This is a genomic window from Conexibacter sp. CPCC 206217, from assembly GCF_030646165.1.
Classification (GTDB): domain Bacteria; phylum Actinomycetota; class Thermoleophilia; order Solirubrobacterales; family Solirubrobacteraceae; genus Conexibacter.
Genome location: NZ_JAUTDO010000009.1, coordinates 113340 through 139180, shown reverse-complemented (window position 1 = coordinate 139180; position 25841 = coordinate 113340). Strand labels below are relative to the sequence as shown.

21 protein-coding genes and 1 riboswitch are annotated in these 25841 nt (G+C 72.6%); of the genes, 4 read left to right on the top strand and 17 right to left on the bottom strand.

The genetic code is table 11. The features are described 5' to 3' along the window. The first annotated feature begins 8 nt into the window (after nucleotides 1–8). The 3 genes from Q7L65_RS22535 (at nucleotide 9) to Q7L65_RS22525 (ending at nucleotide 4264) form a co-directional block, all read left to right on the top strand. Entirely contained in the window at nucleotides 9–1403 is a 1395-nt protein-coding gene (locus tag Q7L65_RS22535) for an FAD-dependent oxidoreductase (RefSeq protein ID WP_304724743.1), read from the top strand. 66 nt (nucleotides 1404–1469) lie between these two features. Further along, entirely contained in the window at nucleotides 1470–3578 is a 2109-nt protein-coding gene (locus tag Q7L65_RS22530) for an MMPL family transporter (protein ID WP_304724741.1), read from the top strand. 53 nt (nucleotides 3579–3631) lie between these two features. After that, on the top strand, nucleotides 3632–4264 hold the full coding sequence (locus Q7L65_RS22525) for a hypothetical protein (protein WP_304724739.1): 633 nt from the start codon (nucleotides 3632–3634) through the stop codon (nucleotides 4262–4264). A 74-nt stretch (nucleotides 4265–4338) separates the two neighbouring features. Here Q7L65_RS22525 and Q7L65_RS22520 read toward each other — a convergent pair whose 3' ends face one another. The 7 genes from Q7L65_RS22520 to Q7L65_RS22490 form a co-directional block, all read right to left on the bottom strand. Next, nucleotides 4339–5682, bottom strand: coding sequence for a glutamine synthetase family protein (locus tag Q7L65_RS22520; RefSeq protein ID WP_304724738.1), 1344 nt, complete (start codon nucleotides 5680–5682; stop codon nucleotides 4339–4341). 47 nt (nucleotides 5683–5729) lie between these two features. After that, entirely contained in the window at nucleotides 5730–6113 is a 384-nt protein-coding gene (locus Q7L65_RS22515; RefSeq protein WP_304724736.1) for a helix-turn-helix domain-containing protein, read from the bottom strand. A 126-nt stretch (nucleotides 6114–6239) separates the two neighbouring features. Beyond that, a complete protein-coding gene (locus Q7L65_RS22510) occupies nucleotides 6240–6788 on the bottom strand; it encodes a carboxymuconolactone decarboxylase family protein (RefSeq protein WP_304724734.1) in 549 nt (182 codons plus the stop codon). 247 nt (nucleotides 6789–7035) lie between these two features. Next, entirely contained in the window at nucleotides 7036–7299 is a 264-nt protein-coding gene (locus Q7L65_RS22505; RefSeq protein ID WP_304724731.1) for a hypothetical protein, read from the bottom strand. A 7-nt stretch (nucleotides 7300–7306) separates the two neighbouring features. Further along, nucleotides 7307–7447: riboswitch (cyclic di-AMP (ydaO/yuaA leader) on the bottom strand. Nucleotides 7448–7534: 87 nt separating this feature from the next. Continuing rightward, nucleotides 7535–7879, bottom strand: coding sequence for a TraR/DksA C4-type zinc finger protein (locus Q7L65_RS22500; RefSeq protein WP_304724729.1), 345 nt, complete (start codon nucleotides 7877–7879; stop codon nucleotides 7535–7537). Between the two features lie 47 nt (nucleotides 7880–7926). Beyond that, the gene (locus tag Q7L65_RS22495; protein ID WP_304724728.1) at nucleotides 7927–8424 is read right to left on the bottom strand and encodes a cytochrome c; all 498 of its coding nucleotides are present in this window, start codon (nucleotides 8422–8424) and stop codon (nucleotides 7927–7929) included. Nucleotides 8425–8595: 171 nt separating this feature from the next. After that, complete coding sequence (locus tag Q7L65_RS22490) at nucleotides 8596–12465, bottom strand: DNA polymerase III subunit alpha (protein ID WP_304724726.1); 3870 nt, start codon at nucleotides 12463–12465, stop codon at nucleotides 8596–8598. 132 nt (nucleotides 12466–12597) lie between these two features. On the opposite strand from Q7L65_RS22490, the gene Q7L65_RS22485 reads away from it, so the two are divergent. Further along, nucleotides 12598–13509 carry a hypothetical protein gene (locus Q7L65_RS22485; RefSeq protein WP_304724724.1) on the top strand — a complete coding sequence of 304 codons (912 nt, stop codon included), beginning with the start codon at nucleotides 12598–12600 and terminating at the stop codon, nucleotides 13507–13509. A 7-nt stretch (nucleotides 13510–13516) separates the two neighbouring features. Here the strand turns inward: Q7L65_RS22485 and Q7L65_RS22480 are convergent, their stop codons facing one another. From Q7L65_RS22480 to Q7L65_RS22435, 10 genes are all read right to left on the bottom strand, one after another. Further along, nucleotides 13517–13720: a hypothetical protein gene (locus Q7L65_RS22480; RefSeq protein ID WP_304724722.1), complete on the bottom strand. Its 204-nt coding sequence runs from the start codon at nucleotides 13718–13720 to the stop codon at nucleotides 13517–13519. 209 nt (nucleotides 13721–13929) lie between these two features. After that, nucleotides 13930–15117 carry a hypothetical protein gene (locus Q7L65_RS22475; protein ID WP_304724719.1) on the bottom strand — a complete coding sequence of 396 codons (1188 nt, stop codon included), beginning with the start codon at nucleotides 15115–15117 and terminating at the stop codon, nucleotides 13930–13932. Nucleotides 15118–15195: 78 nt separating this feature from the next. Then, complete coding sequence (locus Q7L65_RS22470; RefSeq protein WP_304724716.1) at nucleotides 15196–15630, bottom strand: c-type cytochrome; 435 nt, start codon at nucleotides 15628–15630, stop codon at nucleotides 15196–15198. 142 nt (nucleotides 15631–15772) lie between these two features. Continuing rightward, on the bottom strand, nucleotides 15773–16600 hold the full coding sequence (locus tag Q7L65_RS22465; protein WP_304724714.1) for a DUF6159 family protein: 828 nt from the start codon (nucleotides 16598–16600) through the stop codon (nucleotides 15773–15775). Between the two features lie 81 nt (nucleotides 16601–16681). Continuing rightward, nucleotides 16682–18139 carry an amidohydrolase gene (locus Q7L65_RS22460; protein ID WP_304724712.1) on the bottom strand — a complete coding sequence of 486 codons (1458 nt, stop codon included), beginning with the start codon at nucleotides 18137–18139 and terminating at the stop codon, nucleotides 16682–16684. After that, complete coding sequence (locus Q7L65_RS22455) at nucleotides 18136–19038, bottom strand: ABC transporter permease (RefSeq protein ID WP_304724710.1); 903 nt, start codon at nucleotides 19036–19038, stop codon at nucleotides 18136–18138. The genes Q7L65_RS22460 and Q7L65_RS22455 overlap by 4 nt, the downstream gene beginning before the upstream one ends. Further along, nucleotides 19038–19850 carry an ABC transporter ATP-binding protein gene (locus tag Q7L65_RS22450; RefSeq protein WP_304724708.1) on the bottom strand — a complete coding sequence of 271 codons (813 nt, stop codon included), beginning with the start codon at nucleotides 19848–19850 and terminating at the stop codon, nucleotides 19038–19040. Before Q7L65_RS22450 ends, Q7L65_RS22455 begins: the two co-directional genes overlap by 1 nt. A 9-nt stretch (nucleotides 19851–19859) precedes the next feature. Further along, nucleotides 19860–20915: an ABC transporter substrate-binding protein gene (locus Q7L65_RS22445; protein WP_304724705.1), complete on the bottom strand. Its 1056-nt coding sequence runs from the start codon at nucleotides 20913–20915 to the stop codon at nucleotides 19860–19862. Between the two features lie 170 nt (nucleotides 20916–21085). Then, nucleotides 21086–23854: a BTAD domain-containing putative transcriptional regulator gene (locus Q7L65_RS22440; protein ID WP_304724702.1), complete on the bottom strand. Its 2769-nt coding sequence runs from the start codon at nucleotides 23852–23854 to the stop codon at nucleotides 21086–21088. A gap of 88 nt (nucleotides 23855–23942) precedes the next feature. Next, complete coding sequence (locus Q7L65_RS22435; protein WP_304724701.1) at nucleotides 23943–25763, bottom strand: choice-of-anchor A family protein; 1821 nt, start codon at nucleotides 25761–25763, stop codon at nucleotides 23943–23945. Between the last annotated feature and the right edge of the window lie 78 nt (nucleotides 25764–25841).

Genomic DNA, 25841 nt, shown 5'->3' with positions numbered 1-25841 from the left:
CTCGATGCATGCCATCACCGCAGCGGGTCGCAGTCGTCGGCGCCGGTCCAGCCGGCTTCTACACGAGCGACTTCCTGCTGAGAGAGGGCTTCGAGGTCGACGTCTTCGACGCGCTGCCGACGCCGTTCGGGCTCGTGCGCGCCGGCGTCGCGCCGGACCATCCGAAGATCAAGAGAGTCACGCGCGCCTACGAGCGCACGGCCAGACATCCGGGCTTCCGCTTCTTCGGCGGCGTGCAGCTCGGCACCGACGTCCAGCGCGACGAGCTGCTGGAGCGCTATCACGCGGTCGTCTACGCGATCGGGACCTCGACCGACAACCGGCTCGGGATCCCCGGCGAGGACCGGCGCGGATCGCACCCGGCGACCGACTTCGTCGCCTGGTACAACGGCCATCCAGAGCATGCCGACCGCGAGTTCGACCTCAGCGCGCGGCGCGCGGTCGTGATCGGCAACGGCAACGTCGCGATCGACGTCGCGCGGATGCTCGTGCTCGATCCCGACGAGGTCGCGCCGACCGACACCGCCGACCACGCGATCGAGTCGCTCGCGCGGGCGCAGGTGCAGGAGGTCGTCGTGCTCGGCCGCCGCGGCCCCGCCCAGGCCGCGTTCACGAACCCGGAGCTGCTGGAGCTGGGCGAGCTGAAGCGCGCCGACGTGATCGTCGACCCGGCCGAGGTCGAGCTGGATCCGTTCAGCGCCGCCTGGATCGCCTCCGGCGGAGCCGACCAGACGCACCGCAGAAACGTCGAGATCCTGTGGGAGTACGCGGGCCGCAGACCGACCGGCAAGAGCCACCGCGTCAGCCTCAGGTTCCTGCGCTCGCCGCTGGAGATCCTCGGCGACGAGCACGACGCTGTCGCCGGCCTGCGGATCGGCGTCAACCGGCTGGAGCCGGACGGGCGCGGCGGCCTGCGCGCCGTGCCGACCGGCGTCGAGGAGACGATCGAGTGCGGGCTGGTGCTGCGCAGCATCGGCTACCGCGGCGTCCCGCTGCCGGGCGTGCCGTTCGACGAGCGGCGCGGGCTGATCCGCAACGTCGGCGGGCGCGTGACCGAGGACGACGGCGCACCGGCGCGCGGCGAGTACGCCGTCGGCTGGATCAAGCGCGGCCCCAGCGGCGTGATCGGCACGAACAAGAAGGACGCGCACGAGACGGTCGAACTGCTCCTCGCCGACCGCGACGCCGGCCGCCTCGGCACGCCCGCGCCGGAGGCGAGCGACGCCGACGCCGTCGCCGGGTGGCTGGCCCAGCGCGTCCCCCATCTCGTCGGCTGGGACGGCTGGAGCACGATCGACGCGCACGAGCAGGCGCTCGGCGAGCCGCACAGCCGCCCGCGCGTGAAGCTGGTCCGTGTGCCCGAAATGCTGGAAATTGCGCACGGCACCGCGACGCGCGGTTAGTCTGCCCGCATCGCATCCGCCCGCAAGCTCCTGACGGTCGCCGCCGGACACCGCGCGAAGTTCGTGGTGCTCGCGATCTGGCTCGTGCTCGTCGTCGCCTTCGGCTCCTTCGCGGGCAAGCTCGGCGACGTCGAGGAGAACGACCCGGTCTCGTTCCTGCCCGGCAAAGCGGAGTCGGTCAAGGCGCTGAACGCGGTCAGACGGTTCCCGTCCGGCGAGCAGACCGACGCGGTGATCGTCTACAGCCGCGACGGCGGCCTCACGCCGCAGGATCGCGCGGTGATCGCCAGAGACCGGCTCGCGATCAACACAGACCCGCCGCGCGGGACGTCGAGAGTGCCACCGCCGATCCTCTCCAGAGACGGCAGAGCCGCGCTGCTGATCGCCGAGATCGACACCAGCGGACCGACCTCCGACAACACGCTGACCGACGCGACCGACGCGCTGCGCGACCGCGTCCACGACGGCGTCCCGGCGGGCCTGCAGGTGAAGGTGAGCGGTCCCGCCGGCTTCTCGACCGACGCCGTCAGCGTCTTCGAGCAGATCAACGGGACGCTGCTGCTGGCGACCGCGACGCTCGTCTTCCTGCTGCTGATCCTGATCTACCGCAGCCCGATCTTCTGGGCGATCCCCCTCTTCACGGTCGTCTTCGCGGAGGTGATCGCGCGCGGGATCGGCTATTGGCTGGCGAAGGCCGGCGTGACGATCAACGGGCAGACGTCGGGGATCCTGTCCGTGCTCGTGTTCGGCGTCGGGACCGACTACGCGCTGCTGCTGGTCGCGCGCTACCGCGAGGAACTGCGCCGCCACGAGGACAAGCACGAGGCGGTCGCGATCGCGCTGCGGCGCGCCGGCCCGGCCGTGCTCGCCTCCGGCCTGACGGTGATCGCCGCGCTGCTGTGCCTGTCGCTGGCAGAGGTCAACGGCACCGCCGGCCTCGGCCCGGTCGCCGCGATCGGTGTCGCGCTGGCGATGATCGCGATGCTGACGCTGCTGCCGGCGCTGCTGGCGATCACGGGCCGGCGCGCGTTCTGGCCGTTCGTGCCGCAGTTCGGCGGCAGCGGCACCGACGAGACGCACGGCTGGTGGCGGCGGCTGGGCGAGCGGATACGCGTGCGTCCGCGCCGCGTGTGGGTCGCCACGAGCGTGCTGCTGCTCGTCTTCTGCCTCGGCCTGACGCAGATGAACTCCGACCTGACGAGCGGCAACGCCTTCCGCGACAAGGTCGAGTCGGTCGAGGGGCAGGAGCTGATCGCGCAGTCGTTCCCGGCCGGCGCGAACGCGCCGACGGTCGTGATCGTCGGCACCGGCGGGCAGGCGAACGGCACCGATCCGGCCCGTGTGAACGCGGTCATGAGCGCGCTGAGAGCCGTCCCGGGCGTCGCCTCGGTCGCGCCGGTCGAGCGCGACTCGCGCATCGGCGTCCGACTGGCCGTGACGCTCGCCGCCGACCCCTACAGCGAGACGGCGTTCGACGCGATCCCGCCGCTGCGCGCCGCGGCGAAGACGGCCGGAGGGCCGGACGTGCTGATCGGCGGCCCGACCGCGGAGGAGCGCGACCTGCGCGTCTCGACCGCGCGCGACAACCGCGTGATCGTGCCGCTCGTGCTCGTCGTCGTCTTCCTGATCCTCGTGCTGGTGCTGCGCGCCGTGCTGCTGCCGCTGCTGCTGATGGGAACGGTGATCCTCTCCTACGCGGCAGCGCTCGGGATCGGCGCGTTCTTCTTCATGCAGGTGTTCGGCTTCGCCGGCGTCGATCCCGGGCTGCCGCTGTTCGCGTTCATCTTCCTCGTCGCGCTCGGCGTCGACTACAACATCTTCCTGATGGTGCGCGTGCGCGAGGAGACGCACGAGCACGGCACGCGGACGGGGATGGTGCGCGGGCTGGCGGTGACCGGCGCGGTGATCACCTCGGCCGGGATCGTGCTCGCGGGCACCTTCTCGACGCTCGCGGTGCTGCCGCTGGTGGTGCTGACAGAGATCGGCTTCACGATCGCCGTCGGCGTGCTGCTCGACACGTTCGTCGTGCGGTCCGTGCTGGTGCCGGCGCTCGTGCTCGACGTCGGCGGCCGGATCTGGTGGCCGTCGTCGCTGGCGCGCCACACGGTGCCCGAGCAGGACGAGCACGACGAGCGCGACGCCGCCACGTCACCGCAGCTCGCTGACCGGGGCTAAACCCTTCGGCCGCTGCGGCCGATGAGGTGTTGTCCTCGATCAGAAGGAAACACATGCGTCTTACGAAGTTCGCCCGCTTTGCGCCCCTCGCAGTCCTCGCGGCTGGCGCGCTTGCGGTCCCCACCGCGGCTCAGGCGGCTGGTTCTGCGACTGCCGTCTGCAAGGGCAGCGAGCACTCCTGCACCGCGACGTTCAGCCTCGCCGGCGGCGCCAGCAGAAAGAAGCTGAGCGTCGAGCTCCCCGGCACGTCCGAGCTGAGACTGATCAGCGTCAACGTCACGCCGTCCTACGTCGACGGCGCGTACAACCTGTACAACCCGAACTACTCGCTCGGCGGCTCGCTCTTCACCTCGACCCTCGACGCGGTCAAGTCGATTCCGAAGGGCGCCAAGCTGATCCTCAAGTTCGGCACGCCCGAGAGAATGCTCAACTGCGGTGGGATCCGCACCGGCGTCAGCTCCTTGATCGTCGAGACGACCGGCAACGGTGCGACGAGAGCGTTCAGCTGCCCGCAGGCGGCCGGCGTCGCCAAGACGTGGCTGAAGCGCTTCAACGCCTACCAGGACCCGGAGAAGTTCAGCTACAGAGGCGTCGCGTACAAGTGCAGAGTCGTCCCGTTCCCGTCGAACATCAACTGCACGGGCGGCAGCACGCTCGTCAGCTTCGGCGGTCCCACGGGTCACTGAGACCGGCCTGACCCGAGTGGTCTAACCCTCTACTCGAGGGTTAGACAACTCGCCGCGGGGGCCCGTCCCGCGACTCAGAGCACCGGCAGGTACCGGTCCAGCTCCCACTGCGTGACCTGCACGCGGTAGTCGTCCCACTCCTGCCGCTTGATCTCGATGAAGCGGTTGAACATGTGCTCGCCGAGCGTGCGCAGCACCAGCTCGGAATCGGCCGTCAGCTCGACCGCCTCGCCGAGCGTCGAGGGCAGCTGCTCGATCCCGAGCCGGCGGCGCTCGTCGGGCGCGAGGTGGTAGAGGTTCTTCTCCATCGGCTCGGGCAGCTCGTAGCCGTGCTCGATCCCCTCCAGGCCCGCCTGCAGCAGCACCGCGAACGTCAGGTACGGGTTGCACGCGGGATCCGGGCAGCGCAGCTCCATCCGCGTCGTCTGCTCCTTGCCGGGGTGGTACATCGGCACGCGCACCAGCGCGGAGCGGTTGCGGCGCGACCAGGCGACGTAGACCGGGGCCTCGTAGCCGGGCACCAGCCGCTTGTAGGAGTTGACCCACTGGGCGAAGATCGCGCTCATCTCGCGCGCGTGGCGCAGCTGGCCCGCGATGAACGCCTTGCCTATGTCCGACAGGAAGTACTGGTCGTCGGGGTCGTAGAAGGCGTTTCTGCCGTCTCTGAAGAGCGACAGGTGCGTGTGCATGCCCGAGCCGTTCTCGCCGAACAGCGGCTTCGGCATGAACGTCGCATGCAGGCCGTACTTGCGCGCGTACTCCTTCACCGTGATGCGGTACGTCATGCAGTCGTCGGCCATCTTCAGCGCCGACGCGTAGCGCATGTCGATCTCGTGCTGCGAGGGACCGACCTCGTGGTGCGTGTACTCGACGTGGATTCCGAGCTGCTCCAGCGCCAGCACGGTCTCGCGGCGCAAGTCCGAGCCCGCGTCCAGCGTCGTCAGGTCGAAGTAGCCGCCGCGATCCAGCGGCGTCGGGTCGTTCGTGTCTCTGAAGTAGAAGTACTCCAGCTCCGGGCCGACCATGAAGTCGTCGAAGCCGAGCGCCTTCGCACGGTCCAGCGCGCGGCGCAGGACGTGGCGCGGGTCGCCCTCGTACGGGGTCTGCTCGGGCGTCTGCACGTCGCAGAACATGCGTGCGACGCCCTGCTCCTCCGGGCGCCACGGCAGCGCGGCGAAGGTCGACGGGTCGGGCATCGCGATCATGTCCGACTCCTCGACGGCGTTGAAGCCGGTGATCGAGGAGCCGTCGAAGCCCATCCCGCCCTCGAACGCGTCCTCCAGCTCGCTGGAGCCGATCGAGAACGCCTTCAGCTGACCGAGGATGTCGGTGAACCAGAGGCGGATGAAGCGGATGTCGCGCTCCTTCACCAGACGCAGCACGTCGTCGGAGGTAAGCGGCGGCGCGGCGTCGGTCATGTTGGAGGGCTCCTGATGCGTTCGGCGTTGCGACGGGGCCCTGGAGCCTACCGCGACGGGCCGTCGGCGCAGTCGGGCAGCCAGCGCTGCGCCCACGACTCGAGCGCCGCGAGCGCCGGCTCCAGCTCGCGCCCCATCGGCGTCAGCGAGTACTCGACGCGCGTCGGGGGCGCCGGCGGCGGCGGCGAGACGGCGCGCACGACGACGCCGCGCGCCTCCAGCTCCTTCATCCGCTCCGACAGCAGCCGGTCCGACAGCTCCGGGACGGCGTTGGCGAGTTCGGTGAAGCGCTGCGGCGAGCGGTTCATCAGCACGCGCACGATCGCGCCGGTCCAGCGCTTGCCGAGGAACTCGATCGCCTCGTGGTAGTGCGGGCAGCAGGCGTCGTCGCGGTTCGCGGCTGCTGCTGCGTGCGCATGATCGACCGCCATGCGACCAAGCTTACGACCGATCTCGCCGCGCGTGGGTGCGCCCGCGCACTTTGCGCTGCGCGCTGACGAGCCGCGCGCCACACGAGGCGCCGCGTGCGACCGGCGCGACGCACGACCCGCGCCCGCTCAGGCGGCCCGCAGCGTGCGCGACTGCTCGATCGAGCCGTCGACCGGCACCTCGCCGGCGACGTTGACCATCGCGGCGAGCGACTCGAGCGCGACGGTCGCGATCGCCTCGAGGATCTCCTCGTCGTTCCAGTCCAGCTCGCGCGCCTCCTCGTGCAGGTGCATCGGCGGTCTGCCGTCGACGACGAGCGCGCGCAGGTAGCGCAGCAGCGCGGCCTCTCTGGGGTCGTTGGAATCGAACTCGCGCGCGAGCGCGACCTCGTCGAGCCCGAGCCCGGCCGCTCTGGCGGCGCGCGAGTGCATCGCGATGCCGGGCGCCGAGCCGCGCTCCTCCGCGACGGCGAGCGCGATCCGCTCGAGCGTGGCGGGTGACAGATGGCCGTGGCGCAGCTCGCTGCGGAAGCGCGCGTAGCCGCGCAGGGCGGCTGGCGAGCCGGCCAGCGCACCGACGAAGTTGGGCAGCTGGCCGCCGGTGGAGAGGGCTCCGCGCAGGACGGGCACGGATCCTTCTGGAGCCGTGAGGTCGTCGTGGATCTGGAACCGGCTCATGGGAGTCTTCATGCGCGCACCCGGGGTGGTAGAGGTTCGGCATCCCTTATACGAGCGCGACCTAAACCCTGGCTCACGGTTGCTTTTGCGTGATGTATGCAGGCAAACAGCGGGCGCGCGCGATGAGACGGTCCTGCGCCGTCGCCGCGCGGATGCACGCGCGGCCGGGCCGTGCGTCACGGCCGGCGTCGCGTGGCTTGGCGACGCCGGGATCGCTGCGCGCGGCGGTGGTCGCGACGCGCCGCTGTCAGGCGCCGGAGGCGGTGAGGATCGCGACGAGGATCAGGAAGATGCCGAGCAGGACCGCGTACATCGCGGCGCGGTCGGGCCGCGATCCGGCGATTCGCTCGCCCGTGCTGCGGGGACGATGGCGACGCGCGGTCGTCTCGTACTCGTAGTCGTGACGACGCGTCGGCGGCGGGGCGACCTGGCCCCTGATGACGATCGTACGGCGCTCACCCTGCTGGTTCGCGTCACGACGGGCGCGCGATCGCGCCTCTGCGGTTGGCATGTCGGTTCGGTCCTCTTTCTCGAGCTTGCGGGGTTAGCTGACGGGCTCGTGCCGAAAGAGCGGCACTACGCGCGGATGCGCGATTCGCCCCGTTGTCGTGGGTCCCCCGCTTCCCGTGCGGCAGCCGGGAATTCAGCGGTATGACAAGGCGATCCTACCAACGGCTTGCAGGTTTCTGCCCGCATCGAGCCGATCTTATGGAAAGCGTCGGTCGGAAAGAGCGGGGTGTTTCCGATCAGCGACGCTCGTACGCGGCCTGCTCCTCGACGGTGCGCTCCGCCCACGGGACGGCTTCCAGGCGCGCGTCCGGAATCGGCGCGCCGCTCTCGACCGATCTGCCGTAGCTGCCGTCGGCGAGGCGCTGCTCCGCGCGCTCGATCGCGGCCAGCTCGTCATGCAGCTGGTCGGTGAAGCCGGCGTCGCGCTCGCGCTCGAACAGCTCCGTCCCCTCGTCGCCCGGATGCTGGTCGACGTGCGACAGCTCCTCGTCGGCGTTGTCGGACGTTCTCAGGTCGGCCAGCTCGCGCTCGACGCGAGCGCGTTCGCGGGCGAGCAGCTCGCGTGCATGCGCGGTGTCCATGGGCGCGAATCTACCCGACTGAGAAGGTTCGGCCACGTGCCGATCGGCTAGCGGCCGGCGGTCGCTGCCACAAAGGCCGCGACGGCTTCGGCCTGCTCGCCTGCGAGCAGGCCGGCGGGCATCGTGCCGCCACCGCGCTGGCGGCCTCTGATGATCGCGTCGTAGACGAGCTCGGCCGGCGGTCTGAGCATGTCGAGGTTCGGGCCGACCTTGCCGACGGCGTCGGCGGCCGCGAGCGTGTGGCAGTTGGCGCAGCTCTCGCCGAACAGCGCGCGGCCCTCTTCCTGCTGTCTGGTCAGGTTGATCTCGGTGCCGTCGACGCGGGCGACGCTGCTGTCCTTGTTGCCCGCGCCGAGCGCGACCGGAACCGCGATCCCGACGCCGACGTAGAAGACGGTGAAAGCGATCGCGGCGAATTTGCGCGCGCCGCGTCTCTGCGACTGGAGCGTCGCGCGAGCCCCGCGCGGGCCCCCGCGCACGGCGAGGAAGAAGAGGACGAGTCCGACGACGACCCAGAACGCGAGAAACGCGACCGTAGCAAGCACGGGAGCGACCCTACCCGGAATTGCCGACGGAATGGAAGGGAGAACCGCGAAAACGTGTCCGCGCCAGCACCCGACGATCAGATGAGGCAGGTTTGCCGGTCTGTGAGACCAGCGGACCTGCCCTGTTCGCGATCGCCGGGGCGAAGGCCGTGAGACGAGCGGCATGGCCGGTCATCGCGAGCGGCCGCGGCCGAAGTTCATGACGGCCGGCGCGACGGCGCGGAAGTCGCCCGGGCCGCCGCGGCTGCCGCCGGCCGCGGCCGCCTGCTGCTGCTCGATCGCGTGGCGCTCGGCGTCGTCCAGCGGCGAGAAGTCCTTCGCGATCACCTTGCCCATCTTGCTGTCGCCGACGTCGAGCGGCGCGATCCGGTGCAGCAGCACACTGATCCCGCCGCCGGCCGCCGCCAGCCGCTCGAGCGTGCCCTCGACGATCACGAGCGGCTCGGTGCGGACCGTCAGCCGTCTGGTCTCGTACAGCTCCGGCCGCACGACGAGGTTGACCGTGCCGTGCTCGTCCTCGATCAGCAGGAAGACGATCCCGCGCGCGGTGCCGGGCCGCTGGCGCGCGACGACCATCCCGCCGAGCTTCACCTGCGCCCCGTGCGGCAGCCGCGCCAGCTCGCTGCTGGCGACGGCGTCGCGCGGCAGCCGCGGGCGCAGCAGTCTCATCGGATGGGTGCTCGCGGTCAGGCCGGTCGTGTCGTAGTCGGCCAGCATCCCGTCCCACGCGCCCAGCTGCCGCAGCTCCGGCGCGCCGGGCAGCTCGAGCGGCAGCGCGAGCTGCGTGCCGCCCGGCACGCGCTGCCCCGGCACCGCGACGCCGAGCCGCCACAGCGCGACACGGCGGTCGCCGCCGACGAGCTCGTCGACGGCGCCCGACCAGGCGAGCGCCTCCAGCGCCGGGCGGCCGGCGCCGGCACGCGCTGCGAGGTCGGCGACATCCCTGAACGGACCGTCCGCGTCACGCGCGTACACGAGCGCCTCGGCGTCGTGCGGCTGCACCCCGCGCACGTAGCCGAGCCCGATCCGCACGCGCACAGGCGCCCCGTGCCCGTGCGGCCCGCCCGGCGCGCCCCGCTCCCCCGGCGCGCGCGGCTCGTCTGGCGCGCGCGGCTCGTCCGGCGCGACCTCGACGGCGCACTCCACCCCGCTGGCGTTGATCTCCGGCGGGAGCACCTCGATTCCGCGGCGCTGGGCCTCGTGCACGAGCGCGTCGGGTGGGTAGAAGCCCATCGGCTGCTCGTTCAGCAGCGCGCAGAGGAACTCAGCCGGGTAGTGCACGCGCAGCCACGTCGACTGGTAGGCGAGCAGGCCGAAGGCGGCGCCGTGCGCCTTCGGGAAGCCGAAGCCGGAGAAGCCGCGCACCATCTGGAAGACGCGCTCGGCCAGCTCCGGCGTCACGTCGTCGTGCGTCGCGATCGCGCCCGCGACGAATCTGCGGTGGTGGGCCTCGATCGCGGCCTCCGAGCGCTTGCGGCTCATCGCCCGCCGCAGCCCCTCCGCCTCTCCCGGCTTGAAGCCGGCGAACGCCATCGAGACCTCGATCACCTGGTCCTGGAAGATGATCGTGCCGAGCGTCTCCTCCAACGGCCCGACGAGCGAAGGATGGTCGTACGGGATTCTGAAGGACGGATCGATCCGCTGGCGCTGGCGCCGCTCGATGTAGGGGTTGACCGCCCCGCCCTGGATCGGCCCGGGCCGCACGATCGCGACCTGGATCGTCAGCTCCTTCAGGTTCGCGGGCCGCGTGCGCCGCAGCGACGCCATCTGCGCGCGACTCTCGATCTGGAAGACGCCCGTCGTCTCCGCGTTCTGGATCGCCTCGTAGGTCGGTCTGTCGTCGTAGTCGATCCGCGACAGGTCGATCCGCTCGTCGCGCGTGGCCGCGATCGACTCGACCGCGCGCTCGACGGCCGACAGCATCCCGAGCCCGAGCAGGTCGATCTTGAGGAAGCCGGCGTCGGCGCAGGAGTCCTTGTCCCACTGCACCATCTGACGACCCTCCATCGCGGCCGGGACGATCGGGCAGCAGTCGCTCAGCGGGCGCGTCGCGACGACCATCCCGCCGGAGTGCTGGGAGAGGTGGCGCGGCAGGCCGTGCGCCTGCTCGGCCAGGCGCGCCAGCCACGCCCAGCGACCGCCGCTGGCGATCCGCCGCTCCCCCAGCGCGCTCGCGACGTCTCTGGAGACGTCGTGCGCCGACCAGCCCTCCGAACCGCGCGCGACGCGCTCGATCTCCCCCGGCGGCAGCCCCAGCGCCTTGCCCAGCTCGCGGATCGCGCCGCGCGCGCGGTAGGTCGGGAAGGCGGCGACGAGCGCCGAGCTCTTCTGTCCGAAGACCTTGTGGATGCGCGGGATCAGCGCCGCGCGGATGTCGCGCGGGAAGTCGAGGTCGATGTCCGGCAGCGCCGACAGGTCCTCGTTCAGGAAGCGGCCGATGAAGAGGTCGTTGGCGACCGGGTCGACATGCGAGAGGCCGGTCAGGTAGCAGACGATCGAGGAGACGGACGAGCCGCGCCCGCGGCCGGGCGGCAGCAGCGCGCGGGCGCTGTCCGGGCCGCGCACCTCGACCGCGACCCCGCGTGCCAGCTCCAGCATGTCGCGGTGCAGGAGGAAGAAGCCGGCGAGGCCGAGCTTGTCGATGATCCGCAGCTCCCGCTCGAGCCGGCTGTGCGCCTCGGCGCGGTGCGCCCCGCTCGCGTCGGCGTAGCGGTCGGCGAGGCGGTCGCGGCAGATCTCGGCGAGTCTGCGGTTGGCGGTCTCGTCCTCGGCGCCGGGATAGCGGTAGCCGAGCCCCTGGGTGAGGTCGAAGCGCAGCCGGTCGGCCAGCCGCACCGTCTCCGCGACCGCGTCCGGATGGTCGGCGGCGAAGCGCGCCGCCATCGCCTGCGGGCTCGTGAGCACATGGCTGAAGTTGCCGCGCCGGCCGGGCTCGGAGGCGTCGAGCGTCGTGTGCAGCCTGACCGCGACGAGCGCGTCCTGCAGCGGGCCGCGCGCACGCGCGTGGGCGTGCACGTTGCCGGTCGCGACGCAGCGCAGCTCCAGCTCGCGCGCAAGCTGGACGAGCCGGCGGTTGCGCGCGCGGTCGTCGCGCAGATACGGCCGCTGCAGCTCGACGTAGAGATTGTCGCGACCGAAGGCGGCGCGCAGCCGGCGCAGCGAGTCGAGGTCGTGGACGCCGTGCGACGCGCAGCCGCTGAGACAGACGAGCCCCTCCGCGTGCGCGGCGACCTGCGCGAGCGTGACGAACGGGTCGGTCGCCTGCCGGATGCGCCCGCGCAGCGCACGCGTCCCCACGCGGGCGCCGGGCAGCGCCGCGGCGACGAGCGGATCCTCGCGTCTGACCGGCCGCGACCCACCGCGCGAGAAGCCGGCCGCGGCCGATCCCGCGGTCGGCTCCGGCGCGAGCGGCGCGGTCACGAGCGCTATCGGCACCGGCGCATCGCCGGGCGCGGGCGCATCGCCGGGCGCGGGCGCATCACCGGCCGCGGGCGCATCACCGGCCGCGGGCGCATCGCCGGCCGCGGGCGCATCGCCGGCCGCGGGCGTGTCGCCGGCCGCGGGCGTGTCGCCGGGCGCGGGCGCATCGTCCTGCGGACGCGCACCCGGGGTGGGCGTCCCCACCCCGGGTCCCCCCGATGCGCGCCCTCTCTTCGCGCTCCCCTCAGCACGCGAGAGCTCTGCTGCGGTCTGCTCTTCGACCGCAAAGTCGATGCCGCTGTCCGCGCTCGGCGCGGCGCCGCGCGTGTGCACGTGTGCGAGCGTGATCAGGCGGCAGAGGCTGCGCCAACCGCGCTCGTCCTCGACCAGCAGCGTCAGGTGACGGCCGTCGTCGAGCGTCAGCTCGGCGCCGTGGATCGGCCGCAGCCCGAGCGTCTGCGCCGAGCGCGCGAACTCCATCGCGCCGCAGACGTTGTCGTGATCGGTCAGCGCGAGCGTCCCGTGCCCCAGCTCCAGCGCAGCCGCCACCAACTCGTCCGGCAGCGACGCGCCGTCGAGGAAGGAGAAGGCGGAGTGGGCGTGCAGCTCGACGTAGGACACGAACGTATGTTCGCATACTTCGCCGACGCCATGGGACAGGTTCGCCACACCAGAGAAATGTGTTCTGCGGATCAAAGGAGCGGATGTGTGCCATAAGATCGGCGAATGCGTCGAATGATCTTGAGCGCTTCGGTGGTTGCCGCCGTCGCGCTGGCAGGCAGCCCCGCAGCCCTTGCGATCTCGCGCGAGGACGCCGCCGCTCAGCGGCGTGAGACGCGCTCGATCGCGCTCATCAACGCGGCGACGAGACAGATGCGCGGCAGCGATCAGAGCTGCGTGCAGCACATGGCGGGGCCCCCGGCCAGCCTCACGCACGCGGCGCCGAGCGAGGCGTTGAGATCGGCCTTCTCGCTGCTGCGCCGGCCGCAGATCCCGCAGGACCGCGTCGACGAGACGAGCATCGGACTGCGGATCCTGCCGGCCGAGGGCATCTACATCGACTGGATCCGGATGGCGCGCGCGGCCGACGGGCACGAGTTCTACCTCGTGCTCGCGCAGAGCCGCGGACTCCCGCAGCCGCTCTCGCGCGCCTGCCTGCGGGTCAGACACGCCGCACTGGTGAGATCGCTCGAGCACGCCTCGCCGCAGCTGCGCAGACTGACGCTCGGCACGGAGGCGCGGTTGAACCGAGAGGAGCAGCCGGCCGGCGGCTTTCCCAGACGCGAGGCGATCTTCCTGTTCGACCGCGACCGCAGCCGCGGCAACACGATCGGCGGCGGAGGCGGCGGCGTCGACCTCGCGTTCGTCCGCAGATACGGGCTGTTCGGCAGCTCCGGCAGCGGGTCCGACGACCGTTCGAGCGTCAGCGGGCTGCTGCCCGACGGCGTCGCGTCGATCGACATGACGTTCGCCCAGCGGGCGAGTCGCGGGCGGCACCGGCCGGCCGAGGTCTATCCGTCCGCGATCGAGCTGACCGTCCCGGTGCAGGACAACGTCGTCTCGTTCGAGGTCGCGCGCCCGGCCGAGGACGCGTCCCCGTCGAGAATGGTCTGGCATGCCGCCGACGGCTCGGTCGTACGCGTCGTCGAACCGCGCAATCGTTGACATATCGCTACCGCTGGCGAAACCAGCCGCCCTCGCGCAGGTCGTGGAAGACGACGAGGTTGCGCCCGCAGGTCGTCACGACCTCCCAGTAGCGACGGCGCAGCGGCGCATCGCTCCACCAGCGGTCCTCGACCAGCCACGACTCGCGCACGGCGTCGACCTCGCGCCCGTCGACGGCGAACGGACGGCCGTCATGCGCGTCGGCGGCCACCTGCGCGCTTCTCGGCGTCGCGAGGCGGTGGCGGCGGCCGGCCGGGGGGACTGCTCCGGAGCGAGCCGGAGCGGCCGCGCCCACGCGGGCCGCAGACGGGCCCCTGCGCGCGGCGGGCGCAGCCGGAACAGCGGCCCTGCGAGGCGCCGCGGCCGGGCCGGGGACCCAGCGGGAGCCCGCCGACGGCGGGAGAGGAGGGCGGCGGGTGCTCATTCGAACGGGGTCAGCACCGCGCGCCGCTCGGGCACGCGCGAGTCGGGATCGATCGCGAGCACGCGCAGCGCGGCGTCCGGGCCGGCCGCGGCGCGTGCCTGACGCACGCCCTCGCGCAGCCGGCCGCGCCGCTGCGCCGCCGCCTCGTCCAGCAGCGAGCGCTGCTCGCTCGAGACCGGGCCGAAGCGGACCGCTGCCAGCCGCAGCCGCTCCGCCGGCGCAGGCAGCAGCGCCAGCCGCGGCGTCAGCGCCAGCCGCATCCGCGCCGGGTTCGCGAGCGCCTCGCGGAACGGCACCTGCTCGCGCCACGTGCCGCCCTCCACCAGCACCGCCGCCAGCACGACCGCGCGCAGCGACCGCCCGCGCCGCTCGCGCCGCGCCAGCAGCCGGTCGACGAGCAGGCCGAGCGCGTGCTCCAACTGCACGCCCGACATCGCCTCCGGCAGCTCCAGCTCCTCCTCCACCCGCTCCGGCACCTCACGCGCGCGCAGCGCGCCGTCGCGGCCCCGCGCCAGCGCCCACGCGAGCAGGCCGGGCGCGCCGAAGCGGTCCGCGACCGCGGCCTGCGGCAGCGCCGCCAACTCGCCGAGCGTCTCGATCCCCAGCCGCGCCAGCGGCGCCGGCAGCGCGGCCGTCTCGTCGCGGCCGCGCAACAGCGCGACCGGCAGCGTCGCGAGGTAGTCGCGCGCCGTTCTCTCGTCGCCGAGCACGATCTGCGGCCGCCGCGGCCGCGCGCGCGTCGCCGCCGCCAGCGCGCAGAAGCGCGACGGGCCGGCGCCGAGCCGCGCCGGATGGCGCAGCGCGGCGCGCGCCGCCGCCAGCACCTTCTCGAGCGTGCCGCCGTGCAACCGCACCAGGCCCTGCGCCTCGAAGCAGGCGAGCCCCGGGCGCTCCGGCTCGACGGCCGCGCCGATCGACTCCAGCCGCACGATCAGCCGCTCCCAGGCGTCGGCGACGCCGGCCGGGTCGGGCGGCACGAGCGCCAGCCCCGGACAGCGCGCGAGCGCCTCCCCCAGCGGCATCCCGGCGCGCACGCCGAACGCCTCAGCCGCCAGCGAGACCTCGCCGATGCGCGCCTCCCGCCCGGGCTCGGGCGCGAGCGCGGCGGGGGCGCTGAGCAGCTCCTCGCGGTCGCCCACGGCGACCGTCAGCTGGAAACGGGGGATCAGAACGCAGACGACCATCGACACGAACACATGTTCGCATCGATGGTCGGGAGATGCAAGCCGGTCGCGCCGCGCGGGCGCGCCCGGAAGAAGGAGCTACTTCGCGCCGGTCGCGGCGGCGACGAACGCCGCGACATCCTGCGCCTGCGTGCCGGACAGCAGCCCGGGCGGCATCTGGCCGCTGCCGGCTCTGATCATCGTCAGCACGAGCGCTCTGTCTGGTCTGACGATGTCGAGGTCGGGGCCGACCTTGCCGACGGCGTCAGCCGCCGCGAGCGTGTGGCAGTTCGCGCAGGTCTCGCCGAACTGGGCGCGGCCCTTCGCCTCCGCCGCCGTCAGCGTCACGCTGGTGCCGGCGGGGGTGGTGACCGTCTGGTCGTTCTCGTCGGCATTGCCGGCTATCACGAAGCCGATGCCGAGCGCTGCGACGATCGTCAGCAGGGCGACTGCGAGGATCACGACGGTGCTGCCGCCACCGCGCGATGAGCGCGATCCCGGCGCGCCACCAGACCGTTGCTTCTCGACTTCCACGAACGACTCCCACGGTTTCGACGAACGTAAGACAGCTCAGAGAGACGAGGGCTCGAACCAGCCTCGTTTCGCCAGCGACCGTACCAACGCGGCACGATCTACGAACTAGTGGTGCGGGTGCCGCAGGACGCCCGCGAAACGGTTAGATGCGGCCGCGGCGCTTGGGCCGGAACGCGTTCTCGAGGCTGTCGCGGTCGAAGCCAGGCGCGACAGCGCCATCGGTCGCGTAGCGGAACAGCGCGACGCGGAAGATCGCGTTGAGCGTCGAGCCGATCAGCAGCGCGGCGATGACGCCGACGACGCCGACCGCGATCAGCAGGCCGCCGAGCGCCGCCGAGGAGTCGACCGTGTAGACGCCCAGCGCGCCGATCGCGACCGACGGCAGGATCAGCGCCAGGAAGACGATGCCCATGATCGAGCCGGAGCCGATCAGGCCCTCGCCCCAGCGCTCCTTGATCAGGCGGCCGGAGCGCTCCAGCGCCGCCTTCGGAGCGAGGCCCTCGAGCGCCAGCGACGGCACGACGAAGAAGGTCACGATCGACCACGCGGCCCCGAGCAGGCCGGAGATGATCCCGGCGACTATCCGACCGATCGGGGACTGCGCGAGCGCCGCCTCGAGCGCGTTCAGCAGCAGGCCCACGACCAGCGACACCGCCGCCCACTTCGCGATCACGCCGGTGCGCTGGCGCGCGACCGAGAAGCCGTCCGACAGCGAGGTGTCGTTGCCGTCGAGCGAGTGCGACGCGGCGGCCGAGAGCGCGACGTTGCAGTAGATCCCGATGAACGTGAGGATGTAGAGCGCGATCGCCCACAGCACGTAGGCGACCGGCGCCGGGGCGTCGACCGCCAGCACCACAACGCCGGGCCCGACCAGCAGCAGCACCGCCGCGAGCATCGCAAAGGCCGAAACGACCGGGAAGAGCGTCAGCGAGCGGTCGTTGCGCAGCACCGCCCAGCTTTCCTTCGCCAACCGCCAACCACGTCCGAAACGTCCTGATCCACTCATGGACTGGAGTATCGGACGGGCAGGCGAAAACCTGAAGCGCTTGCGTCAGGCCCTTACGGTCTCCACACGTGCGCCCGCGCGCGCGGAGGGCGGGAAGGCTCTCGCTTCGCCCCCCAACAGCACCGATTCGCCGCCGAGGCCGGCGCGCACCGCCAGGTCGCGCGCCAGCGCACGCGCCTCCCCGGCGATCGCGCGCAGGTCCTGCGCGACGAGCCGTCCGCCGGCGACGCGCGCCGCGCCGTCGACCCACACGTGGCTGACGCAGCGCGAGGTCGCGCAGTAGACGACCTGCTGCCACGGGTCATGAATCGCCGCCAGTTCGGGCGTGTCGCCGTCGAGCAGGACGACGTCGGCGCGCTTGCCGGGCTCCAGCGAGCCGATCGAGCGCTCCAGCCCCAGCGCGCGGGCGCCCTCCAGCGTCGCCATCCGCAGCACGTCGATCGCGCTGATCGCGTCGGCGCGCAGCGTGTGGACCTTCTGCAGCAGCGCCGCCGTCTTGATCGCGCCGAACATGTCCTGGCCGTCGTTGGAGGCCGCGCCGTCGGTCCCGATCCCGACGCGCACGCCCTCGCGCCGCAGCCGCGGCACCGGGCAGACGCCGGAGGCGAGGATCATGTTCGCGACCGGACTGTGCGCGACCGCGACGTCGCGCGCCGCCAGCAGCGAGATGTCGTGCTCGCCGCACCAGATGCAGTGGCCGGCGATCAGCTCGTGGTCGAGCAGGCCGACGTGGGCGCTGTGCTCGATCGTCGTGCGCCCGCCGTGTCTGGCGCGCGACTCCGTCAGCTCCTCGCGCACCTCGGCGAGGTGCGTGTGGACCGCCCAGCCGTGCTCGGCGCACGCCGCGACCGAGCGCGTCATCAGCTCGTCGCTGATCCCCAGCACCGTGCCGATCCCGAGCCGGAAGCCGATCAGCGACTCGCCGTCGATGCGGTCGGCGAGCGCCTCGTGCTCGGCCATGAAGGCGTCCTCGGACGGCGCGCCGTCGTAGAGGTTCTCCGCGCCGAACGAGACGATCCCGCGCAGCCCCATCGCGGCGAGGCCGTCGACGGCGCCGAGCGACGCGAGCGAGCCGAGGTTGCGGTGGCACGACATGTCGTTGACGGTCGTGATGCCCGACAGCAGCATCTCGGCGCCCTTCAACAGCGCGCCGACGCGCACGTCCTCGCGCGTCGTGACCCGCGCCGCCGGCGAGACGACGCGGTCGAACCACTCCCACAGCGACGCCGTCTCGCCCATGCCGGCGATCAGGCCCTCCGTCAGGTGCGTGTGCGCGTTGACGAAGCCCGGCAGCACGATCCCGTTGCCGTCGCCGACGACCGCGGCGCCGGGGAACTGCGCGCGCAGCCGCTCCCACGGCCCGACCGCGGCGATTGCGCCGTCCTCGCCGAACGCGACCGCGCCGTCGCGCACCAGCTCGCAGGCGGGGTCCATCGCGAGGACCCACGCGCCGCGCACGACGGTCCTGCCGGAGCCGGCGGCGGCCGGCGCGTCTCCAGTCAAAGGCTCTCCTTGCGGCTTTCGTGGTACCAGGGCATCACGAGCCGCTCGGCCAGCCGCACGAGCCCGAACAGCGCGATGCCGATGGCCGCCAGCACGGCGACGGTCGCGAACATCTCGGCCGTCGCGACCTGGTTGTTCAACGTCAGGATCAGGTAGCCGAGGCCGGCGTCGGCGCCGACCCACTCGCCGAAGACCGCGCCGATCACGGCCAGCGCCGCGGCGATCTTGAGGCCGGAGAAGAGGAACGGCAGCGAGCTCGGCAGCTGCGCGGTGCGGAAGCGCTTCCAGCGCCCGGCGCCGAGCGTCTTGAGCAGGTTGAGCAGCTCGCGGTCGGTTGACTTGAGGCCGTCGAGCATGTTGACGGCGATCGGGAAGAACGAGACGAGCGCGATCACGATCACCTTCGGGCGCATGTCGAAGCCGGTCCAGATCACGAGGATCGGCGCGATCGCCGGGATCGGGACCATCTGCGAGACGACCAGCCACGGGTAGATCGCACGCTCCGCCAGCAGCGTGCTGGCCAGCAGCACCGCGAGCCCGACGCCGAGCACGATCGCGATCGCGTAGCCGATCAGGATCTCCTTGATCGTCACCCACGCGTTGTCGAGCAGCAGGTCGCGTATGTCCCACATCGCGCTGAAGACCTGCGTCGGCGCCGGCAGCGTCGACTCCTCGGTGTCCGTGACTCTGACGCCGACCTGCCAGACGACCAGCACCGCGATCGCGAACAGCAGCGGCGGGAGCACGTGCGCCGCGACCGTGCGCGAGCGGCGACCGCCGCTGCCGCCGGGCCGCTCGTCGTCGGGCGGCGGCGCGGATCCCGCGGGCCCCGCCGCCCCCGTGCCGCCCGCTGCGGCGCCGGTGGCGGCGGCCGCCGCCGGCCTGGGCAGCGTCGACATCAGCCGACCACCGCGTCGAGTTGGCTGCGCGACGCCTCGTGGAGCGGCGTCAGCAGTCTCTGCTTCAGCGCGACGAACGCGGGCGAGCCGTGCAGCTCGAAGCGGCGCGGGCGCGGCAGGTCGATCTCGACGCACATCTGCACGCTGCCGGGGCGGCCCGTCATCACGTAGACGCGGTCGGACAGATAGACCGCCTCCTCGACGTCGTGCGTGATGAAGAGGATCGTCTTTCTGTCGGCCTGCCAGACGTCGAGCAGCCACTCCTGCATCGTCTGGCGCGTCAGCGCGTCGAGCGCGCCGAACGGCTCGTCGAGCAGCATCAGCTCGCGGCCGGCGAGGAACGTGCGCAGCAGCGCGGCGCGCTGGCGCATGCCGCCGGAGAGGTTGCTCGGCCAGCGCTGCTCGAATCCCTTCAGGCCGAAGCGACCCAGCTCCGCCTGCGCCTGCGCGCGCGCCTGCTTGCGCGCGACGCCGCTCATCTCGAGCCCAAGCGTGACGTTGTCGAGCACGGAGCGCCACGGCATCAGCAGGTCCTTCTGCGGCATGTAGCCGACGCGGCCCAGCAGCGAGTCGAGCTGCTCGCCGTCCAGCAGGACGCGCCCCCGCGTGGGGCGCGTCAGGCCGGCGACGATGTTGAACAGCGTCGACTTGCCGCAGCCGCTGGGCCCGACGATCGAGACGAACTCGCCGGGCGCGACGTGCAGATCGGCGCCGGCCAGCGCCACGACCGCACCGCCGGCGTCGCCGGCGAAGCGCTTGCCGACGTCCTCGACGACGAGCTTGGCGGAGGCGGCCTCGGGCACGGCGCCCATCCTAGGCTCCTACGAGCCGCCCGCCGGCAGGTAGGTGTTGCCGCCGTACTGCTCCGGTCTGAACGGCGCTCTCGCGAGTCTGTTCGCGACCATCCATGTCGAGAGGTCCTCGATCGATCTGGGGTTCACCGTGCCGAAGCTCGTCGCGTCGCCCTGGAAGAGCGGCTCGTACGCGTCCAACTGGGCGCTCGTGATGTCCTCTCTGAGCGACTTGTTCTGCGCCAGCAGATCTCTCAGCGATTGCGCCGGATCTCTGATCGTGTCCTCGTAGCCCTGCACCGTCGCGGCCGCGAACGCTCTTATCAGCGCGGGGTCCTGGGCGATGTGCTTTCTGGTCGAGAAGGCGACGAGGCCCGGGTAGACCGGTCCGCCGTTCTCGTCGAGCTTGAAGTCCTTCGTCGGCTTGCCATCGACGTTGACCTGGACGCCGTCGGCCGGCCAGAAGCCCGTGAAGCCGGCGATCTTCCCGCTCTCGAGGTTCTGCACGCCGTTGAAGCCGATCGTCACGACCTTGACCTTTCTGGGGTCGCCGCCGCCGTGCTCGACGATCGTGTCGAGGATCGCGGTGTCGGACGGGACGCCGGTGATCCCGACGGTCTTGCCCTCCAGGTCTCTGCCCGTCTCGATTCTGTCGGCGGCGAGCGTGATGACGCCGCCGAGCGGGCGCTGCGCGATCGCCATGAACGCCTCGATGTCGAGGCCTCTCTCTATCTGGTTGGCGACGTCGAGGCCGTCGGCGAGGCCGAAGTCGGCCTTGTCGGCGTTGATCAGCCGCAGCGTGTCCGCCGTCGAGGTCGGCTGGATGACCTTCAGGTCGATGTTGTGGTCTCTGTAGTAGCCGGCTGCGATCGCGCGGTAGATGCCCGCGTGCACGGCGTTCGGGACGAAGTCGAGCACGAGCGTCGCCTTCGTCATCTCAGCCAGCTGCCCAGTGTCAGTCGTTCTGACGTTGTCGGCGGTTCCACTGGAGTCGTCGCTGCTGCCGCACGCGCCGATCGTCACGACCAGCGCCGTCAGCGCGATCACGAGGGCGAGCAGCCGTCCCAGCGTCCTCTTCTGTCTCATTGCGTCTCCGTGTTCAGTGGACTGAACTACGATCAGTTGGCTGTACCAAGATTCTCCCACGGCCGGTCAAGCGTCTTTGGCCGCATGGCAAAAGATCATCTCGCGTCGCCGTCCACCCACGTGGCACCCGAACGCGCATGCGCCCGGGAAGGGCCTGCATGGAGTGTCGCTCAGAGACGGTCGAGCGCGCGGCGCCCGGGGGCGGCCGGCGCCGGAGCGGAGGCGGCGAGCGGATCGTGCGCCGAGGTGTTCGCGTCCGCGTCGACGTCGCTCGCGCCATCTGCAGCGACGGCGGACGAAGCCGCGAACGCATCCAGCTCGGCTGCGAGCGCGTCCGCGACGACCGTCGCACCGATCTCGTCGGCGGCGTCGCGGGCGGCCGCGAGCTGTGCGCGCGCGGCGTCCGGGCGGCCGAGCGCCGCGTCCAGCTCGCCGAGCGCGCGCGCGACCGGCGCGAGGTAGACCGTGCCCGGGGCGACCGCGTGACGCGCGGCGAACGGCTCCAGCAGCGCGTGCAGCTCCGCCGCGCGCTCGCGGTCGCCGAGGCGCGCGGCGACGAAGCCGAGCGCCGTCCAGGCGTGCAGCTGCGTGCCCTCGCTGCGCGCGACCTGGTCGAACGCACCGACGTTCCAGCGCCGCAGCCGTCTCTGCGCCGCCTCGCGGTCGCCCGCCAGCAGACGCACGAGCGCGGCGAGCGCGCGCGGGCCGTCGAGCGCGGGCTGCAGCCGCACGAGGTCGTCGACCTCGCCGAGCACCGCGGCGGCGCGGCCGTTGGCGATCGCGACGCGCACGTCGCACCAGCCCGGCCGTCTGGGACCGGGCGGCAGCGGCCGGCCCGCGAGCAGCTCCTGCACCGTGCGGACGTCCGCGACGACGCGCAGCGTGCGCGCGTCGCCCAGCGCGCGACCCAGCTCGTGGAGCCGGTCGAGGTCGTCCTCGAGCGCGCCGGCGCGGCCCAGTTCCCCGAGGAGCGGCAGCCGCTGCAACAGCGCGGCGACCTCGACGGCGCGGTCGCCCTCCGCGCGGGCGCGCGCGGCGACGAGGTCCGCGAGGCCGAGCCGCGGCGTCGTGGCCGAGGGATCGCGTCGCGCGCCCGCACGCGCGAGCGTCACGCGCGCGGCGACACGCAACGGCAGCTTCGCGGTGTCGCCCGCGAGGCTGCCGGCCTCGGCGGCGAGCAGCTCGGCCTCGTCGGGGTCGCTCCAGGAGCGGTCGAGCGCGAGGCGGGCAAGGAGTTGGGCGCGCAGGAAGCGGTCGCGCTCGGGCGAGCGAGCGGCGGCGGGAGCGGGAGCGGCGGGAGCGGCGGCGCGAGCAGGATCGGCGGCGCGGGAGCCGTTGCCCTCCCCCACCCGCTCCAGCGCCTCGCGCAGGCGGCGGGCCAGGCCCGGGTCGGCGTGGGCGACGTCGGCGCCGGGGCCGGAGGCACCCGCGGCGAGGGCAGCGCGGGCGAGCAGGTGCGGGTCGTCGAGGTCGCGGGCGGCCTCGTAGGCGGAGACGGCGGCACGCCAGGCGCGGTCGGGGTCGTCGCGGCGCAGCGCGCGACCGAGGTCGAGCAGCAGGCCGACGCGGTCGCGGCGGCCCGGCCCGACGGCGAGCGCCTGCTCGGCGAGCGTCGCGGCCTGGTCGAAGGCGCGGCCGCGCAGCAGCAGCTCGACGCCCGTGCGGGCGCGCGTGACGGCTTCGTCGCGCGCGAGCGCGGGAACGGCGCGCAGCGCCAGGCGTGCGATCGCGACGCGATCGCCGTCGTCGGCATCGAGCAGCGCGAGCGCGTCGGCGGCGATCTGGCCGGGCCGCGTCAGCGGCATGCCGGCGATCACGGCGGCGGCGTCGGGCGGGTGCGGGAAGGCGACCGCCGGTCCGAGCCACGACGCGGTCGGCGTCAGCAGGCCGGCGTCGCACGCGTGCTGCAGCGCTTCCAGCACGGCGCGGCGCTCCATCCCCTCCTCGCGCTCGGCCAGCCGCACGAGCAGTTCGACCGCCGCGACGTCGCCCAGCGCCGCGACCCGCTCGACCAGGCGCGCGGGCTCGTCGCCGAGCGCGTCGAGCCGCGCAGCGGTCGAGCGGATGTCGTCGATCTCCGACGCACGGGCGCGCGGTGGAGCGGCTTCTTCGGCTCTGTCATCCGATGGCGCGTGCTCAACTGACGCTGTGGTTCCGTTCGATCGAGCAGCCGCCGTCTCGATCCCGGACGACGCCCCGAGCAACCGCTGGTGCAGCTCGCGCACCGCCGGCGAGGGGACGGTGCCGAGCTCGGCGTCGAGGCTGCGGCGCAGCTCCTCGTAGACCTGCAGGGCGGCGGCCGGCTCGTCGAGCGTGCCGAGCACCTCCATCAGCGCGGCGTGGGCGGACTCACGCAGCGGGGCGCGCGAGATCGCTTGGCGCGCGGCGCGTTCGCCGGCGCGGGCACGCTCGCCGCCGAGTGCGGCGCCGGCGCGGGCGAGCAGTTCGAGCGCGTCGAGGTGGGTCGACTCGACGTCGGTCCGCCACGGGTCGATCCAGCGCGCTTCGAAGCCGACCAGCAGGCCGCGCCCGGCGATCTCACGCGTCAGCTCGGCCTGCTCCCAGGCGTACCCGGGCTCGCGCCGGTCGAGCGCCGCGCGGGCGGCGACGAGCGCGCCCGACGCCTCCTCGACGTCCACGCGCGCGTCCGGATCCAGCAGCAGCTGCACGAGCTGGCCGACCGGCAGCGCCTCTGCCCCGAGCGACCGCCGCAGCCGCGACAGCAGGCTGCTGAGCACAGCCCGCGGGTCGCGGGGGCGGTCGACCGACCACAGCGCGTCGATCAGCGCGGAGTGCTGCACGGGGCGGCGCCGGTGCAGCACCAGATACGCGAACAGCTGCGTCGCGAGTCCGTTCGGCAGCGGCGCGACGAGCGCGCGCGCACGCACCTCACCGCACAGGGCGACCTCCGTCAGCACGTCCCCCATGCTGACGGACACACGCCTTCTCTGCCAGGGCAGAGAAGGCGACGCGGGGGCCGGGCCGGTCGCGAGCGGCCATGCGAGACGAACGCTCACGAGGCTTGCATCAGCCCGTGTAGGAGGGCTGGACGGCGATCTTGGCGCAGCGCGAGAAGCTCACTCTGAGCGTCTTCGCCTTCGCACCGCTCGCGCGCGTGAACGTGACGCGGGCGCTGAGCGTGTTGACGCCGGCCTTGAGGTTGCCCGCCGGCACCTTGATCGCGGCGAGCTTCTTGCCGCGCAGCGTGACTCTCTTCATCACCTTGCCGTTGAGCAGGAACGTGACCGTGTGCAGCTGTCTGCCGGCGACGCTTGCGTGCGCCGTCGTCTTGACGCAGCCGACCGAGCCGGTCATCCGCGCGGAGGCCTTCGGGCGGCTGGCCGGGCCGCCGCTTCTGACGACGCCCCTGATCCCGCCTCTCGACGTCGGCGTCGGCGTGGCGACGGGGGTCGCCGTCGGCGTCGTCGCGGCCGGCGTCGCCTCGGGCGTCGCGGGCGTCTGCGGCGTGGTCGGCGTCTCCGGCGTGGTCGGCGTCTCGGGCTCTCTCTGCTCGGGCTGTCTCGTCTCGGGCTCTCTCTCCTCGGGCTCTCTCGTCTCCGGCTGTCTCGTCTCCGGCTCTCTCTGCTCCGGCTGTCTCGTCTCCGGCTCTCTCTGCTCCGGCTCTCTCTGCTCCGGCTCTCTCTGCTCCGGCTGTCTCGTCTCGGGCTCTCTCGTCTCCGGCTCTCTCTGCTCCGGCTGTCTCGTCTCGGGCTCTCTCTGCTCCGGCTCTCTCTGCTCGGGCTCTCTCGTCTCCGGCTCTCTCGTCTCGGGCTCTCTCGTCTCCGGCGACACGCACGAGAGCGTCGGCGTGAAGTACGCGTCGTGGATCTCGCCGCCGCCCGTGTGGCTCAGCGAGCTGCCGACGACCGCGCCCTCGACGTTGCTGTTCGTGTTCAGCGTCACCGACGCGCCCGGAGCGAAGATCGTGCCCTCGACCGTGCGCGCGCCCGACGCCAGCTCCAGCGACGTGGCGGCCGGGAAGTTGATGAAGATCCGCCGCGCCTGGTCGAGGCCGATGCCGGAGAAGTTCGGCGCGGTCCACGCGCCGCTGGTCCAGTCGGTCACGTTGATCAGCAGCGCGGCGTCGGACGGCACGCCGTTGCTGAACGTGATCGTCTCGATCCGCTGCAGCTGGTCCTTCGTCAGGTTCCAGACGTTGGTCGTGCCGGCGGCGACTCTGACGTACACGTTCAGGTTCGTGCCGCTCCAGTCGGTCGGCGCCCCGTTGGCGTTGGTCGTCGAGACGTTCGCCTCGCAGGCGCCGATCGCGGTCGAGCTCGCGCGCAGCGTCGTGAACGCCGCGCCGAAGTCGATCGCGTTCGCGGGGGCGCCGAAGATCGCGCCGGTCGGCTGCGAGGTGTTGACATCGATCTGCCCGGAGCCGGCGGTCGGTCTGATGTAGGTGACGCCGCCGTTGGGGACGGCCGCGGAGCCGCTGCCGTCGACGATGTGCGCGAAGTTGTTGTTGAGGACGTGCACCCAGCCGCCCTGCCAGTCGACCTTGCCGCCGACGTAGAGCGCGGTCGGCCGCGTGTCGCCGGTCGCGGTCCAGCGCGCGGCGTTGTTGAGGCCGACGCCGTAGGTCGCGCCGGGCGCGATCGTGAGGTCGCCGCCGGCGGCGAGCGAGCCCTCTATCTCGTTGCCCTTGACCGTCGCGCCGTGCTCGGCGAAGACGGTGAAGCCCTGCAGCGGATCGAGCGGTCTCAGCGCCGTCACGTTCGCGTTCGCCTCGCCGGTCGCGGCGAGCAGGCCGCCGAGCGCGAGGATCGAGACCGCCGCGGCGGCTCTGCGACCGACGCGCCCACGGGCGCGACCTGGACGAGCTGATGGGGTGGGCGTGGCTTCCATGCGCTGATACTCCGTTCGACGGGACGACGCCGGTGCGACGAGTCCGGGTTCGTGGTGAGCAACAGGATCAGGGAGCGC

Excerpts from the sequence above, each read along its gene's own strand:
- Q7L65_RS22520 (WP_304724738.1), bottom strand. The coding sequence starts at position 5,682 with ATGACCGACGCCGCGCCGCCGCTTACCTCCGACGACGTGCTGCGTCTG.
- Q7L65_RS22475 (WP_304724719.1), bottom strand. The coding sequence starts at position 15,117 with ATGGTCGTCTGCGTTCTGATCCCCCGTTTCCAGCTGACGGTCGCCGTG.
- Q7L65_RS22510 (WP_304724734.1), bottom strand. The coding sequence starts at position 6,788 with ATGAGCCGGTTCCAGATCCACGACGACCTCACGGCTCCAGAAGGATCC.
- Q7L65_RS22455 (WP_304724710.1), bottom strand. The coding sequence starts at position 19,038 with ATGTCGACGCTGCCCAGGCCGGCGGCGGCCGCCGCCACCGGCGCCGCA.
- Q7L65_RS22515 (WP_304724736.1), bottom strand. The coding sequence starts at position 6,113 with ATGGCGGTCGATCATGCGCACGCAGCAGCAGCCGCGAACCGCGACGAC.
- Q7L65_RS22505 (WP_304724731.1), bottom strand. The coding sequence starts at position 7,299 with ATGCCAACCGCAGAGGCGCGATCGCGCGCCCGTCGTGACGCGAACCAG.
- Q7L65_RS22500 (WP_304724729.1), bottom strand. The coding sequence starts at position 7,879 with ATGGACACCGCGCATGCACGCGAGCTGCTCGCCCGCGAACGCGCTCGC.
- Q7L65_RS22435 (WP_304724701.1), bottom strand. The coding sequence starts at position 25,763 with ATGGAAGCCACGCCCACCCCATCAGCTCGTCCAGGTCGCGCCCGTGGG.
- Q7L65_RS22525 (WP_304724739.1), top strand. The coding sequence starts at position 3,632 with ATGCGTCTTACGAAGTTCGCCCGCTTTGCGCCCCTCGCAGTCCTCGCG.
- Q7L65_RS22535 (WP_304724743.1), top strand. The coding sequence starts at position 9 with ATGCCATCACCGCAGCGGGTCGCAGTCGTCGGCGCCGGTCCAGCCGGC.
- Q7L65_RS22450 (WP_304724708.1), bottom strand. The coding sequence starts at position 19,850 with ATGGGCGCCGTGCCCGAGGCCGCCTCCGCCAAGCTCGTCGTCGAGGAC.
- Q7L65_RS22445 (WP_304724705.1), bottom strand. The coding sequence starts at position 20,915 with ATGAGACAGAAGAGGACGCTGGGACGGCTGCTCGCCCTCGTGATCGCG.